General features: G+C 36.7%; 11 protein-coding genes. 5 read left to right on the forward strand and 6 right to left on the reverse strand.

Going from position 1 to position 16,187, the window contains the following annotated elements:
* Nucleotides 1-219: 219 nt before the first annotated feature.
* The 3 genes from SGJ10_00815 to SGJ10_00825 form a co-directional block, all read right to left on the reverse strand.
* The gene (locus tag SGJ10_00815) at nt 220-1,668 is read right to left on the reverse strand and encodes an amino acid permease (GenBank protein MDZ4756664.1); all 1,449 of its coding nucleotides are present in this window, start codon (nt 1,666-1,668) and stop codon (nt 220-222) included.
* 171 nt (nt 1,669-1,839) lie between these two features.
* Nucleotides 1,840-3,357 carry a hypothetical protein gene (locus SGJ10_00820; protein ID MDZ4756665.1) on the reverse strand — a complete coding sequence of 506 codons (1,518 nt, stop codon included), beginning with the start codon at nt 3,355-3,357 and terminating at the stop codon, nt 1,840-1,842.
* 16 nt (nt 3,358-3,373) lie between these two features.
* Complete coding sequence (locus SGJ10_00825) at nt 3,374-3,955, reverse strand: RNA polymerase sigma factor (GenBank protein MDZ4756666.1); 582 nt, start codon at nt 3,953-3,955, stop codon at nt 3,374-3,376.
* Nucleotides 3,956-4,182: 227 nt separating this feature from the next.
* Here SGJ10_00825 and SGJ10_00830 point away from each other — a divergent pair, with 227 nt between their 5' ends.
* The 3 genes from SGJ10_00830 to SGJ10_00840 are packed head-to-tail and all read left to right on the forward strand — an operon-like array spanning nt 4,183 to nt 6,015.
* The gene (locus tag SGJ10_00830) at nt 4,183-4,470 is read left to right on the forward strand and encodes a hypothetical protein (GenBank protein ID MDZ4756667.1); all 288 of its coding nucleotides are present in this window, start codon (nt 4,183-4,185) and stop codon (nt 4,468-4,470) included.
* Between the two features lie 34 nt (nt 4,471-4,504).
* Nucleotides 4,505-5,791, forward strand: a complete 1,287-nt coding sequence (locus SGJ10_00835) for a hypothetical protein (protein ID MDZ4756668.1) — start codon at nt 4,505-4,507, stop codon at nt 5,789-5,791.
* Nucleotides 5,761-6,015, forward strand: a complete 255-nt coding sequence (locus tag SGJ10_00840; GenBank protein MDZ4756669.1) for a T9SS type A sorting domain-containing protein — start codon at nt 5,761-5,763, stop codon at nt 6,013-6,015. Before SGJ10_00835 ends, SGJ10_00840 begins: the two co-directional genes overlap by 31 nt.
* A gap of 451 nt (nt 6,016-6,466) precedes the next feature.
* On the opposite strand, the gene SGJ10_00845 is transcribed toward SGJ10_00840, so the two are convergent.
* Nucleotides 6,467-6,781 (reverse strand): hypothetical protein, encoded by a 315-nt coding sequence (locus SGJ10_00845; protein MDZ4756670.1) that lies wholly within the window; start codon nt 6,779-6,781, stop codon nt 6,467-6,469.
* 118 nt (nt 6,782-6,899) lie between these two features.
* Complete coding sequence (locus tag SGJ10_00850; GenBank protein ID MDZ4756671.1) at nt 6,900-11,828, reverse strand: gliding motility-associated C-terminal domain-containing protein; 4,929 nt, start codon at nt 11,826-11,828, stop codon at nt 6,900-6,902.
* Nucleotides 11,829-12,146: 318 nt separating this feature from the next.
* On the opposite strand from SGJ10_00850, the gene SGJ10_00855 reads away from it, so the two are divergent.
* Nucleotides 12,147-12,287 carry a helix-hairpin-helix domain-containing protein gene (locus SGJ10_00855; protein ID MDZ4756672.1) on the forward strand — a complete coding sequence of 47 codons (141 nt, stop codon included), beginning with the start codon at nt 12,147-12,149 and terminating at the stop codon, nt 12,285-12,287.
* A 28-nt stretch (nt 12,288-12,315) separates the two neighbouring features.
* On the opposite strand, the gene SGJ10_00860 is transcribed toward SGJ10_00855, so the two are convergent.
* Nucleotides 12,316-12,642 (reverse strand): hypothetical protein, encoded by a 327-nt coding sequence (locus tag SGJ10_00860; GenBank protein MDZ4756673.1) that lies wholly within the window; start codon nt 12,640-12,642, stop codon nt 12,316-12,318.
* A 137-nt stretch (nt 12,643-12,779) separates the two neighbouring features.
* Between SGJ10_00860 and mfd the strand changes: the two genes are divergently transcribed.
* Nucleotides 12,780-16,118 (forward strand): transcription-repair coupling factor, encoded by a 3,339-nt coding sequence (gene mfd, locus SGJ10_00865; protein MDZ4756674.1) that lies wholly within the window; start codon nt 12,780-12,782, stop codon nt 16,116-16,118.
* Nucleotides 16,119-16,187: the final 69 nt, after the last annotated feature.

Here is a 16,187-nt window from a genome sequence, read left to right on the forward strand (position 1 = left end):
GCGTTTCTCAGGCCCACGGTCATTGTATGCAGGCTTGTCTTCACGTTTTGTATAGGAACGTTTTTCAGGCCCACGGTCATTGTATGCAGGCTTGTCCTCGCGTTTTGTATAGCTGCGTTTGGCTCCTGCACTTGCGGGTTTTTTCGTTGTTTTATTGTATGATGGTTTCATAATATATAATATAATTTGTGCCCTGCACTATAATGGTAAAAGGACGGGTTATTGTGTTTTTTTTGAAAAATAATTGAATAAGAAATATACAGGTATTCCTGCCAATACTATATATAAACCAATGAGTGCATACTCGGGTTTGGCGACTAATAAACAGACCAAAAAAGTGCCTGCTAACAATATATATAATATAGGAAGAAAAGGATATAATACTACTTTATAAGGTCGGTTAATTTCTGGGCGTTTTACTCTTAAAACAAACAATCCTATAATGGTGAGTATATAGAATAATATTACGGCAAACATAATATAATCTAATAAATTACCATAATTACCACTAAGGCAAAGTGCTGACGCCCATATAGCCTGCATCCACAGTGCACGTGCGGGTACGCTTTTACTATTTAGTTTGTTGAGGAATCCAAAAAACAAACCATCGGCCGCCATGCTATAGTATACCCTCGAACCCGAAAGTATACAACCATTTACACAACCAAAGGTAGAAACCATGATAAGAATTGCAATAGCTATAGCCCAAAATCCTCCAGGCATCATTTCGCTTACGCCCATAGCTACGCGGTCGTCGGTGGCATAAGCAATACCATGCTCAGCGGCACTAGCTGCTGCTGTGGGAATTCCATGTATAGGGAGTACACTCAGATACATCATATTGGTAAGTATATATACCAATGTTACCATGCCCGTTCCCAATAGTAACGCCTTAGGAATATTTCGTTGTGGATTCACAATTTCATCGCCTGCAAAAGTTACGTTATTCCATGCATCACTGCTGAATAAACTACCTACCATTGCCGAACCTATTACAAACAACAAAGCCAAACCGCTTGGGTTTGTAATGATTTCTTTTCCATCAATAACTTTATAGCTTTTTGCATCCCAGGCGTTCTGAAAATTATGAGATAATGTTTCCCAATTTGCTGCCAATAAAATTCCCAGTATAATAAGTAAAACCAATGCTCCTATTTTGGTTACCCCAAAAATATTCTGTATCCATTTCCCATTCCGCACCCCTTGCGAATTGAGAAAAGTAAGCAATACTATAATACCAATGGATAATATTTGAGCGGCTGATATCGCTAATCCCATTACTTCAAATAGTATATGTTTTTCACTAAACCAAGGGAAAATAACAGCGGTGTATCGTGCAAAGATGACCCCAACGGCTGCAATCGTTCCCGTTTGTATCACTGAGAATAAAGTCCATCCATATAAAAATGCAATGGGTTTGCCTAATGACTCTTTCAAATATACATACTGTCCCCCTGCTTTTGGAAACATTGAAGCGAGCTCGCCATAACATAAAGCACCAGCCATGGTAATCACACCTGTAAGCACCCAACATAGCATTAACCATCCCGAAGAACCCACAGTACGGGCTATATCCGCAGAGACCACAAAAATTCCAGAGCCTATCATCGTTCCCGCCACTAGCATAGTAGCGTCGAACAAGGTGATCTCTTTTTTAAATGCAGACATGGGTTGTATAATAATTGTATAGTTAGAATGCAGCTTGCTTCCTAACTAACAGCTTCAATATAAGCGTGCAAAGTTAAGACTATAATAGGGTTTTCTCGCAATAAACCCCAAATAAAAATCAAAACAAAAAACCCGACACTTATGCCGGGTTCTATCAAAGCTTCGTCTGTATTACTTTCTTACGGGGGCTGCGGTGGGAACTTTTATCTTCAATGGAGTACCTCCTTTACTGCCACTTCCTTTACTGCCTCCCACTTGTCCTCCGCTGCTGCCACTAGTTTTTCCTCCATTATTGCCATCATTTTTGTTGTCGTATACTGGGGTACTTTTGGTGTAGCGTTGTGGATAGCTGCTAGTACTGGTATTGAAATTATGTTTGGTTTTTTGTTGGCTATACGACATCTCATCCAAATCGAAAAGTAAACCCAATCGCAGCACAAACATATTGCTGGGTGTCGTATTTATTACTGGATTATACGAGGCAGTACTGCCATTAAACGGCGTGCGTTTTACATCAATAAAGTTAATATTGGTACCACTATATAATGTTCCTCTCAAGTCTACTGAAACACCGGGTATCCAGTGCCAGCGAAGTCCGGCACTCATGCCGTATTGCAGTGCCCATGAGCTTAACTGCGTATTCGTAGTTTCTTCGTAGCCTTGTATTGTTTCATAGCTGTTCACCGTTTGAAATGTAGACATGTTTCTCAACCCAATTACTCCATCTACAAAAGGTTTAAGACGACGGTTGCCAAACTCGGCACGGGCGATCAAATCCATGTGGAAGTTCATATTATATAATCGTGTGTAACCACTGTCGTTATTGGGGGTGGCAAGGGTTACATTTTGTTTACGACTTTGTCCGTTCCACAAAAATCCCATCGAGCCGCCTACTGATACTCCTATATATTTTGCTTTAAGTATATCGCCAGTCATCAATTCCAAATTGATACCAATGCCAGGGCGGTAGCGATAATTTCCTGAGTCGTTTTTCATGCCCAGAGGTACCATACCTGTTAAGTGAAAACCCAGCCAGGGTTTATCATAACGATAGCGTTTGTTGCCTAAAACTAAATTGGCTAATTTGGCACTGTCTGGATTGTTTTGTTCATGGTCTAATATATTTACTGTATTAGCAGTCAATTTATAAGATGGGAGTGTGGCTAGGGTGTTAATAAATTCTGTGCTTTGCTTGGTGTGTATTTTCGCAATTATTGGATCGGTAGTTGATGCCTTTGAAATTTTTAATTTCATGGCTGCTGTATTCGCAGTTTGAACCTTATTTGTAGGCGTCTTAGAGCTATTAATACCAGCATTATAATTTGCAGTATTTTGCTTGGTAGCTTGTGTTGTAGGATTGGCATTGGCCACTTGCGAATTATTTGTGAGGTTGTGATTTGTAATACTTGGATTTGTTTGGTCTGCGTTAGCAGTTTGCAGGGGGCTATAGTTATATATACTTATAGCAGCAATACCGGCGATTAAAATAGTCATAATAGCAATTGTTTTTAGTTTGGTTGATTTGTTAGGGTCCCGATAACTATCGGGGTATATAAATCCTCCTTTTCTGTTTTCGTTATCGTTCAGCTTCTGTTGCATCTTTTCCCACGCGTTAGGATCAAATGCTTCCTCGGCCTTGCTCAAGCGGCTGTTGAAGAGTTGGTCTATATCTATTTTTTTATCGTTCATTATATATATAATCTTTTTAATAGTTCAGTTGGTTTAGCATTTTTTGTAATTGCTTTCTAGCTTCGGCCACATGCCATTTGGAAGTGCCTTCGCTTATCTTTAAAAGGTCTGCAATCTCTTGATGCTTGTATCCTTCTATTGCAAACAAATTAAATACGGTGCGGGTTGCCTCTGGAAGTTTTTGTAATAATAACATCAGGTCCGCTGCTTGCAAATTATCGGTGAGATTCTCCGCAATACCTGCATCAAAGTTTTCTGCCATAGGTTCTTCTTTGTAGCGAAGTCTTGTCCTCACAGCATCCATTGCGGTGTGAAATACGATACGCCTTACCCATCCTTCAAAACTGCCCGTAGAATTATAGTTATCTAAGTTGGTGAATACTTTCAAAAACCCCTCGTTCAAAATCTCCAAAGCTTCATCGCGACTAGCGGCATACCGTAAGCACATTGCCATCATTTTACCAAAGAACTTTTTGTACAACGCTGCCTGACTAAGTCGGTCATTTTTTTTACAACCCTCAATAATTTTCAGCATATCTGCCTCAACAAATTCTTGTTGTTTGGTCTCGGCTTGTGCTATTTCACTTCGGGTTGACATATTATAATTGCGTTGTCAAAAGGTTAGTCGAACTTCGCCTTGCAAAAGTTGGGCAAGTTGGGAAATAAATTTTTAAGTGATTGAAATTAAGGGATATAAAAATTGTTTTTAAGATCATACAACCATTCCTTTTTTTTGGAATCTAAGAAATTATATTTGTCTCCTATTTAAATCAATTACTCTTAAAATAAAATTATTCATTATTCAAAATTACCCAAAAATTTAAAATGTTTCAGTTTACCTACCTTTCAGAACTTTTTTTCTTAAGCCTCTTTTATTTTCTGTTTAAGCAGGCAAAAGCTATCAGTTATGGGACACCGCTATCAGTTAATAATGATACTAGTTATTACACTTTGCCCTTTAGCACAACTGTTACGGTTGCTCCCAATCCATTTACTGTTTCTGTTTCTTTTGTTTTAAGTAGTAATGAATCTAGCCAAATTACGGTTGTTTTTAAGATAGTAGATTTAAACATGCAAGAACAATACACGCAGAGTGTAACCATTGATGCATAACTTAGGTAGTCTTTCTGCCGGTTATTACTATAATATGGCTGGGCAAACCTATACAAAGATTCATAAACAATACACTAAGTATTTTGCCAAACCCATACAATTGAACGATAGTATTTTTATGATAGGATTAAATTTGCCCGCCACAAAAAATACTTCTCACGCTGCATTATATACGCTTGACAGCAATGGTAATTTAGCTGAGTTTAAAAATTTATACCGTATTGGGCAGGTTGATACAAATTGGTTATATTTAACACATGTACACCAAGACAAACAAGGCAATTATTATGCTTTTGGACTTATTGGTTATAACGATCAATATGCTGCATTAGGTTATATGCTTAAGGTTGATAGCTATGGGAACAAGGTAGCGTTAAAATATTATAGAGGTACTGGCAAGGATTTTCATTTTGAAGCTATAGTATATGATACTATTACAAATAGTTTTATTATAACAGGCTCTGCCGAACAAGAGACCCCGAACAAATTATATTCATTTGTGATGCGGATAGATAGCAATGGTAATTATACGCATTACAACACATTTAGGCAGGAGTATGAATTTATTCAAATAAAACACGAATGGAATGCCCTTATCTTATCAGGTAGTCATTGGGAACCTCTTGATTCACAAATTAAAGAAACAGCCCCTGTTATACGCTATTTAAGGTTGGATGACCTTACTTCAAAATGGAAACATCCTTTATATTATGGGGAGACGGATGGATATTTTGGATACAACTCTTATTCAACCCCAAATGGTTATATTTATTTTAATGCCGATATTAAGAAAAATACAAATGGATTTAACTCAAACAATCATATAATAAAATTAGATACCAATGGGCAGATATTAAGCTATACAGCCACTTGCTCAAAAGATAGTTTAAAGTCTCTAGAAGCAGGATATCAGTTAGATGATAGTGTAAATATAGAAATAGGAGCTTATCGGAAACCACCATACTCAAATTGGGATTGGAAGTTTTTGATAAGAAAATCATCATTGAGTGGTAAAGTATATAATGAATGGATATGGGATAGCAATGTGTCGGGCACATATTATCCTAATATTCTTCATACATATAATAATACATCCTTAGTTGCTATTAGATTGGGAGAATCTTTAAGTTACACCCCCTTGGTATTAATGAAATTTGATAGTGATTTAAAACGCATACCTTTTGATGAAGGAGCTAAACCTATGGAGTATATGCCAAATATAAAGAAAGGGGATACTTTGTATGTAGATGGGGGAACAGATACTGTTTATTTGTATAACAAAACTTCAATTTGGGAAAGTATGAAGGAAGAGAAAATATAAAAAATGTATATCATATATTCCCCAATCCTACTAATGATTTATTGTATATTAATGGTTTGCCGCCACAAAAAACAAATATAACATTATATGATGTGCTGGGTAAAAAAGTGTTTAGTACTTTTACCAGCGGAGAGAAATTGTACAATATAAATGTCGGGCATTTACCAAAAGGATTATATATAATACTTGTTGGACATATTTCTCAAAAGATTGTGGTAGAGTAGGCTATTTGCCAAAGTCGAAAGGCTTTTTATTTCATATATAACCACAAGTCATCAGTCGCTGAGTGGCAACCACACAGGATTTGCCTGGATAAAATTAAAAAAAGCAAAATAATATTTTCACTTCAAACGCCTAAACCCCTCATCATCCCTGTAGTTGCGGTCAACAGACCATATCTCATTGTTATTATACATATTCTTTAATTCAGTTTTTGTATAATACAATTCTTCATCCTTCGCAAAATAATCTTCATCATTTAGTTTATAGGGAATTTGTTTATATTGTAAATTATACCGAAACTCAATATATAATAGTCCAAAAAAAGGGGGACTAATCCCCCCGCATCCCGATAATTATCGGGATTAAGCGGGGCTTTCGGGATGTAGTTCGGCATACCATTCTAAAAACTAAATCCACCAAAGGCGGAGAACTATTTTAGTTTAAGAATTGGTATTATATACATCCCCAATCATTGAAGCATTTATATATTCCTCGGTTTTTTTTTCTTCCAGTTCCTGCAATCAATATGCTAGTGATAAATAGAGCAATTATCAGTAGCAACCATGAATATAAATAAAAAGGTGTCCCGGTTTTATCTGCATAATGCCATTGTATGGTATCACTCCTTAAAGGTTCCGTGCAAACATTACAACGAATTTCAACTGTCTTATCGTCAGAAGGAAAGTGCGGAATATAAAATAAATGAAAATAATCTCTATATACTTTTACCCTATGGTCGAACACCCCGCAACTTACAAGTTTGCTCATTGTCAGTATATTTTTTTATTCTCGCAGTTTTAGTGCCGTAAATAAAAGGCATATATAATTTAGTATTACCGTCCTATTATATTACCGTCCGACTTTAGTCGACGGTAATATAATAGAATTATTCTCTCCCTCTCAACAAATGAAAACTACCATTTTGTATAATGGTTTGCAAGTCGAGGAATGATACTGATTCCATCGTGTACACATATACTCCGGGCTCGGCTAATACACCATTAATTTTACCATCCCAACCACTCATGGGGTCATTGGTTAAGAATACCCGTCCACCCCAACGGTCAAATATTTCGAAACGATATTTAAGTTTGTTATTATAATCTGCTCCGTGTACAAATGATATAGTAGGTTTAAAAACCTCGTTCAAATTATCATTGTTCGGGGTAAAAGCATTGGGGAAAAAAACTTTGGCTGGCAATTTCACACAGGCCATATTCGACATACTATTGGCAGGGTTTAGTGGGTCGTTTTCTACAGCAACTATATGGTAACAAAATGCTGAATCTATATAGTTTCTAATAACCTTGTCTGTATAAGTGGTATCGGTGGTAGAATCAATTACATCGTAACGCAATTTGGTATAATTATATAATTCTATACGGTAATTTTTTACGCCATTTTTCCATTGCTTATATTCATTCCAATGCAAATAGGTTATATCATCTTTATTAGTTCCGCGTAGTACTATATTATTGCCTTCATTGCCCGCAGGTCCCACTACCAAGCATTGGTCTTGTCTAATAATCTTATAATGATAAATGCTGTTTTCTATATCTACATATCGGTCTTCATACTCGGGTGCTTTCAATGTTTGATATAATAAATAAGGCCCTTTGCCATACTGCCGCATCATAAAAAACCTATTGGTTTTGTCCCATATATTATTCGTATCCCAGCTTATTAGCAAATAATTATTATCGACCACCGTTACATTTTTTAAATATATAGGAGTATCGGGCCCTAGGTAATTGGGGTGTTGAGAGGTAAGGTTACTCATGGAAGTGTCGCCTGTAATCGTATTTGCAGCTATAATATAATAAAAATATAAGGAGTCGCACAAATTCGAGTCTATATAACTTGAATCATCGGTGAAGTATGCAATGGGTGCAAAATAACCCGTGAAAGAGGTAGACCTATATAAAGTATGTGGTACTGGTTTGCTATTTATTAAAGGCCATCCGTGGTAAGGTCTCCAATTCAGTACATGGGCGTTTTTGCCAATGGTATCAATATTGAGTAAAATATTATTATGTACCCAACCTTTTAAAGTATCAGCAAAACAGCGGTCTTCAGCAATTACTTCATAGTCGTATAACTGTGTTCCAACTGGAGCATTTTTATCTATATATACGGTATCGTTTAGGGTAGTACTTGTATATAATAAAGTGTTCACCCCATTAATATTTCTATATAATTTATAATTATAGAAATAAGTTGAGGGGCATTTACCCCAAACTACTTTTATATCCTGATTATTCAGTACTGTTGCATATATAATAGATGTGGCTGGATTAGGCTGCTGTGCCAATATCCTTACCAAGGTATCTTTTGAAATAGTTGTATAGCACTTACCATCTGTTTCTACATAAACTGATACTGGGAAATGCCCTGCATTCTTAAATATATAATCTGGATTTACAATATTGGCAGTATCGGCATTGTCATTCGGGTCACCAAAATCCCAATGTACTTTCACTATAGAACCCAATGATTTTTGTATGAGTATAAATGATACTTTTTCACCGAAACAGAACTCTTTCCCCGTGTAGTCGAACTCGAAATTGGGTGTATCGGTTACCCGCACCAAATTGGTATATATTGCTGAATCGACGCAGCCCGCTATATTCTCTACTTTTAATTTAACAGTATAATTACCCAGAACCGTAAATACCTTGGAAGTATTGATATTGGTATCGTCTACGATTCCATCGTTGTTGAAATCCCATTCATGTTTGAAGGCTGCAAAAGAGGAATCATAAAAATTCACCTTCAAATTTGCACACGCTACAGTATCCGAAACGGAGAACTTTGCCTTTGGTCTTTGATACACCAAGACGCTATCATCGGAGAAGAACAGTTTTTTACAACTTCGGTTACTATCTATTCCGTACATATAAGGTCGGTATATTTCGTATAAATTATTTTTATTCAGCAAATTATAGGTAAAGGTAGGATTGCCACCACTGCTATCCAAACCTCCAATATCATTATATAAATAAGTAGTAAGGCAATTTTGTGAAGTATTTTTAATTGTAACCTGCAACGGATCGCAACCCGCAGCACTTATCATATCAAAAGAAGGCACTGGGCCATTTAGTTTTATATAATTAGGTTTTATAATGGTGCTATTACAACCTATATTATCCGTAACTTTAAACGTGATATCCCATTTGTTTTTACCTTTTTTAATATCATATACATGCGATACTTTTTTAAGGTAGCCGGCAATAGTTGCTGACCCATCACCAAAATCCCATTCATAATAATCGTTGTTCAGCGATTTAACATAGAAAGTAACTGTGGAAGGGCCACAATATCTAACCGTATCTGGCGAATAAAAATCGACAAATATTTTTTTAGCTTTCACGTTGTAGGTGGCAGTGTCGCTGCATCCCACTTGAGAAAAAGCAATCATGCTCACTTTAATATTTCCAGAGTCATTAAACAATAATTTGGGATTGGAAACAGAATCATTGGGCAAAAATTCCACTTTGCCAGGTGGCGTAGAATACCATTTGAACTTGGTGGACAAACCTGATTTGTTGACGGTGTATACCGTATCGCCCACACAGGGTGTATTGCTCGTCATTTTAAAATTGGCATATAATCCTGCACAACCTTTAAATACATCGGGATAATTTACATTACAACCCATACTGTTTGCTATTTGCAGCGATACTTTAAAACATCCTGTAACGGGCATTACTACATTGGTTGTAGGAGAGTCCGGCTGACTAAAACTAACATCCAAGTTATCGGAAGTCCAGTAATAAACTACGGTGTCGTTTGGGTTTCCAGCATGAACATTATACATCAATTTAGAGCCCACGGAGAAAGCTAAGGGTACACAACTTTGTGTATAATTTACCATGCCTATTATATCGAGACCATTCACCGTTACGGCATTGTATTTCACGAAAGTGTCTTGGCAAGTAGCCGTCCCATATATGTGATATATATCATAACTCCCCACTTTGGGAAGCGGAGTTGAAACCATAGATCCACCCATGGTGATTTTCACATTGGCACTATCGTGGTGTTTAATGATCCAGTTATAAAAAGGGCTTTTAAATTTGGTGACGGGTAAGCTAGTTAAAGTAAGGCTTTGCCCTAAGCATAGCACATTGGTATTAATTTTAAAATCGGCCTCGGGCAATAGCACATGCACAATAGCTGAGTCCTTAACCGTATCGGCACAGCCGCCCATATTATAAGCAATAAAAACCGCTGCATATATTCCAGTATCCTTAAACATTATTTTGGGATTGGCATTGGTATCGGTGGCTATGAGGCTGTCAAAATTTTTGGTATATATTTTCCATATATATCGCGACTTGAACTTATCTGAAAATCCAGAGCGTTGGGAAGAAAAATTTACCTTCTCGCCTGTGCAACATTTATTGGGGGCGGCTGTTATTTGTACACTGTCGGGCTGTAATATTTTTATGTATTCACTTTTTACAGCTTCCGAGAAACAGGTGTCGTCATAGGCCTGTAGCGATACTTTAAATTTACCATACTTTTTGTATATATGGCTTGGGTTTAAAAGCGTTGAACTGTCTATTACTTTACCAGCACTATCATAGAACAACCATTTATATTTGATGTTTTTATTGGAATTGGCAATAGTTTGATTGATGAAGGTAACAGTATCGGGTGCAACGCACAGGGTTTTATAATTGGCATCGAACTCGGCACGTAATTCATTCGCATATAAAAATGGATTGATTATCGTATCCACTTCGCAATCATCATAGCTAACCCTGATAGTAACTGCATAACTACCGCCTTGCGATAGATTAAAATGCATAGAATCGCAAGTAAGCGAAGAGTCGAGTATAGTAGGGCCTGGCGGGTTAAAATCCCATTGTACTCGCTTCAGCAAACCACTGGTAATAGATGCCTGTGCCATAATTGTATCAGACAAACAAGCATATTTGCGGTCTATTTTCCATTTCACTTTAGGTTGGTTATATACCGTAATTGCTTTTATTTTATTGTATTTATAAGTACATCCTTGTATGGTACTTATTTGCAAAGACACATCGTAATCTCCTGGTTTTGTGTAGGTAACTTTAGGCGACTGTACATTGCTTGATGTAGGTTTGGCATTAGGGAAGCCCCAATTATAAGTTTTCACCTTTTGCCCATTCAGCAACATAAGTGGAACAAAATTGGAAGTAAACGGAGGGCATCCATTGTATTTGCTGGCATTAAAATCGAGGCCGACACTGTCCCAGACGGTTACCGCTGAATCCATAATTTGCGAAGCCACACACCCATCAGTCGTGCTTATTTTAATACTTATTTGCTTAAAGCCGATGCTCCCAAAAGTATATTTTATCTGTCGACTTGTATCAGTCAACTTCACTCCATCTATCACCCACTCCCGGGTTTTCACCATCAGGGTAGAGTCGGTTATGGTTACGGTATCCGTCTTTTTGCAGAGGTTGCTCGTGTTGGTAAAAACCAGAATATTGACATTGCCATTAATTTTGATATAATTATATTTGTTCACGTTGCACACTGCGGCATTGGGTAGTACAACTTTGAGCTTCACATCAAAAATACCTTGAAACTTATATAAATTATATTTTACGCTATCAGAATAGGAAGGAAAGGTAAAACCATTGCCAAAATCCCATGAAAAAGTACTCCCTGCCTGAAAATTTTGAACGGCGAAACGGATTGTAGTGGGGGCACAACCTTGGGTCGTATCGGCTTTGAAAGTGAGAAAACTACATTGGGCAAACCCTAGTATGGGCAAGCAAAACAGCGTAATAATAAGTACTATTTTCTGTAGATTTTTCAATGCATATATTTTGTTATCGTGCTCAGTTGGTCGCCATATATAGACTTCAAAAAGTCATAATGGTTGCCTTCACAAAGTTAGTTTTTTTGCTACGTAATAACAAATCTTTTTTAAAAGATTATGTTATTATTTTTAAGTGCTGATTTCCATGCTTATCCATGTTAGATTTGCCGAATGCATACTCAACAAAAAACAATTTTAAAACAATTGCAGACGATATCCAGTGTTGGAAAAGCTTGTACTTTGGATTTATAGAATATTGGCATTAGGAAAATATCAAATTTGAAGTACTAGAACTCCTGCATTCAATATAAAAAACTGAATGCGTTTTCGGGCAGTCATCATGATATCTGGATGTTATATACTTTTCGTTGTGCCGTGTTTTATGCAACAGAACAAAACCATGAGCCAGAAAAACTGAACTGGTGGTATTGGAAAGAGAAAACTTATAATGAATAATTTGTTTGCAGCCTGATTCTGAATAAATTTATTTTCTATAATACGTCTTACTATAATTATCATAATCGCCAACATGTACTTTTATCCAAATGCCAAAATGATTCATGGCTTTTAATTCCATTTTGCAGAAGAAGGCGGTGTAATGGAAATTATTTGGAATTGCTTGATATTGCACGCCCTGAACAATATTGTTATAGTGTGAGAATTTATTGAAGCTATATAATGAGGGAGCAAAAAACGGATTTATTGTCATAGGTTTTGCAAAAGTAAATTTACTCAGATTACGCTGTGCAAAAGATGCAGAAGTATAAAACATTGCTGTAAAAATAATATAATATATTTTTAGTTTCTTCATCGTGATATTTTATGCAATGTACGGGGTTTTGTTTTATATAGTTTTTAAATTATTAATATTATCATAGTCTTCATTCAATCATTTCACCCCGATAGCTATCGGGGATAGTTAAAGACTAGTATATTTGCAGTGAGAATTTGAAATTAGGTGAGTTTTTAGATGAGGTATTAAAAGGCCAAGCAAATCAATTGGTTACTGACCTTGCTCGTCCCAAAAAAAACCTGCACCTCAGCGGACTCACAGGCTCGGCAATGGCTTTGAATCTTGCCGCAGTGCTGAGCAAATACAAAATGCCGCTTTTATTCGTTACCGATAATGCCGATGAAGCAACTGCATTGTTAGGCGATTTACAATCATTACTCGAAGGGCGTGTGGTGAATTTATTTCCAGGTTCCTTCAAAAAAAGTTTTCAATATAAGCAGCCCGATAATTCATTAATTCTACAAAGAGCCGAAGTTTTAAATCGCTTATCGGCAGCCACACATAAAGAAATAATTGTGAGTTGGCCTGAGGCATTGGCCGAAATGGTATTGGAACAGGGTGAACTCAAGAAAAGCACGTATCATTTAAAAGTAGGCAATAGTTTGGATATCGATTTTATGATAGAGTTTTTGAACGAGCATCATTTTGATAGAACTGATTTTGTATATGAAGCAGGATTTTTCGCTATTCGTGGTGGTATCATTGATGTATTTTCTTTTGCAAACCCCTACCCTTACCGCATAGAATTGGATGGAGATAAAATAGAAACTATCAGAGAATTTAATCCTGCCGACCAACTTTCTACCAAAAGATTAGATTTCTTTTCTCTAGTTCCAAATATACAAACTGCTGCTGCCATTCAAAGTCGTCAGTCGTTTTTTGATTACTTGGATAAGGACACTATCATATTCACCAAAGACTTACAATATGCCAAAGAGACTATAGATAAAATTGCGAAAAAGGCAGCAGGAGAAATTATAAGCTTGGAAACTCCCGAAGGTGATGTGTTTGAAGTGAAAGCTCTTGATTTATTTGAGCTCACCGAGGATTGGATGCAGAAAATACAATCTTTCAAACTTGTGGAATATAGTCATCGACAAATGCTGAAAAATACTACCGAGATTGAATTTAAAACTTCGCCTCAACCCTCCTTCAATAAAAATTTTACGCTCATTCGTGACGACTTTAAATTGTTAAAAGAAAAAGAATATAAGATATATGTTTTTAGTGAAAGCGGCAGGCAAATAGAAAGACTATATAGTATATTTGATGACCTGGATCCCGACATAGAATTCGAACCTATATTTCATGCTATCACTGAGGGTTTTATTGACCATCAATTAAAAGTAGCTTGTTATAGCGAGCACCAACTATTCGACAGATTTTACCGGCATCGTGGTCGCGAACAATATTCACGCAATAAAGCAATCACACTTAAAGAACTTCGTGACTTAAAAACTGGTGACTATGTAACGCACGCCGACCATGGTATTGGCAAGTTTGCGGGACTTGAAAAAATGGAGATGAATGGGAAGTTGAACGAAGTAGTTCGATTAATATATAGAGACAATGATTTATTATATGTGAGTATAAATTCGCTACATAAAATTGCAAAATATGTAGGAAAAGATGGCACCGAACCACGACTGCACAAACTAGGAAGCGACGCTTGGGACAAGCTGAAACGCAATACCAAAGCAAAAATAAAAGATATAGCTCGCGATTTAATAAAAATATATGCAGCCCGCAAATCTACACCTGGCTTTGCTTTCACACCCGATAGTTATTTGCAAACAGAGTTGGAGGCATCGTTTATATATGAAGATACACCCGACCAAGCAAAGGCCACCGAAGACTTTAAAAAAGATATGGAAAGTCCCCATCCGATGGACCGACTAATATGTGGAGATGTGGGTTTTGGCAAAACCGAAGTGGCGGTGCGTGCGGCTTTCAAGGCAGTATATGATAGTAAACAAGTAGCTATATTAGTTCCCACAACTATATTGGCTAGTCAACATTATCGTACTTTTAGGGAACGCTTAAAAGACTTCCCGGTGAGTATAGATTTCTTAAATAGATTTAGAACGGCCACCGAACAAAAAGATATATTAACGAGATTAAAAAGCGGAAAAATTGATATAATCATAGGAACACATCGCATACTTTCAAAAGATATGCAGTTCAAAGATTTGGGATTGCTAATTGTAGATGAAGAACAAAAATTTGGTGTAGTCGCCAAGGAAAAATTAAAACAAATGCGTATTAATGTAGATACGCTCACCCTTACTGCTACGCCCATTCCACGAACTTTGCATTTTAGTTTGATGGGTGCTCGTGATTTAAGTATCATAAATACACCACCGCCCAATAGGCAACCTGTTACCACCGAAATGCATCCCACAAATGATGATATAATACGTGATGCAATTAATGAAGAAATACAACGTGGTGGGCAAACATTTGTAATACATAACCGTGTAAAAGATATATATGATATTGCTGATAAAATTCGTGAACTGTGTCCGCAAGCTAGAGTGGGTGTGGGTCATGGACAACTGGAGGGTCATGAGTTGGAAGAGGTTATGATTAAATTTGTGGAAGGAGAATATGATGTATTGGTGGCCACAACTATTATAGAAAGTGGTTTGGATATTAGCAATGCAAATACGATTATCATAAACAATGCACACATGTATGGCCTAAGTGATATACATCAAATGCGTGGGCGTGTGGGTAGAAGTAATAAGAAAGCATATTGTTATCTATTGGTTCCATCATTATCTATGCTTACCGAAGATGCCCGCCGAAGGCTGAGTGCCGTGGAAGAGTTTAGCGAACTGGGAAGTGGATTTAATATAGCCATGCGTGATTTGGATATACGTGGTAGCGGAAATTTATTGGGTGCCGAACAAAGTGGATTTATAGCAGAAATTGGTTATGATATGTATCATAAAATTTTGGATGAAGCAGTTCACGAACTCAAAGATGAAGAATTTGCAGATTTATTTAAAGACGAACCTATTATAGAAACCAAGAAAGATGTTATTATAGAAACCGATGTACAAATGGTAATTCCTGATAGTTATGTGCGAAGTGGAACGGAGCGATTAAGTTTATATAGTGAGCTCTCAAACATCACTAAGGACGAGGATTTGCAGAAGTTTGCTTACAAATTAAAAGATAGATTTGGTAGCTTACCGCCCGCAGTGATAGATTTATTAGATGGGATGAAATTGAAGTGGGCAGGTCAAGTATTATTATTAGAAAAAACGACACTCAAAAATAAAACTTTGGTATTATACTTCCCCTTAGGTGTGCAAAACTCATATTATGAAGGTCCGCTATTTGGGCGAATTATTAATCATATAAATAGCAATCCATCTCGTTATAAATTGGGTCAGTTTAAAACACAGCTAACGCTTACAGTGCAGAATGTGATGGGTATTCCTGCGGCTACGGAATTGGTAGTGGAGTTGGGAAGGTTTTCACTGTAATTAGTCATTCTGTTCGCCGCGGCGAACAGAATGACTAATTACAATATTATTTTTTCAAAATCCAATTTA

This window comes from Bacteroidota bacterium (assembly GCA_034439655.1).
Taxonomy (GTDB): domain Bacteria; phylum Bacteroidota; class Bacteroidia; order UKL13-3; family UKL13-3; genus CANJUD01.

Excerpts from the sequence above, each read along its gene's own strand:
- SGJ10_00820 (MDZ4756665.1), bottom strand. The coding sequence starts at position 3,357 with ATGAACGATAAAAAAATAGATATAGACCAACTCTTCAACAGCCGCTTG.
- SGJ10_00860 (MDZ4756673.1), bottom strand. The coding sequence starts at position 12,642 with ATGAAGAAACTAAAAATATATTATATTATTTTTACAGCAATGTTTTAT.
- SGJ10_00825 (MDZ4756666.1), bottom strand. The coding sequence starts at position 3,955 with ATGTCAACCCGAAGTGAAATAGCACAAGCCGAGACCAAACAACAAGAA.
- SGJ10_00830 (MDZ4756667.1), top strand. The coding sequence starts at position 4,183 with ATGTTTCAGTTTACCTACCTTTCAGAACTTTTTTTCTTAAGCCTCTTT.
- SGJ10_00835 (MDZ4756668.1), top strand. The coding sequence starts at position 4,505 with ATGGCTGGGCAAACCTATACAAAGATTCATAAACAATACACTAAGTAT.
- SGJ10_00815 (MDZ4756664.1), bottom strand. The coding sequence starts at position 1,668 with ATGTCTGCATTTAAAAAAGAGATCACCTTGTTCGACGCTACTATGCTA.
- SGJ10_00845 (MDZ4756670.1), bottom strand. The coding sequence starts at position 6,781 with ATGAGCAAACTTGTAAGTTGCGGGGTGTTCGACCATAGGGTAAAAGTA.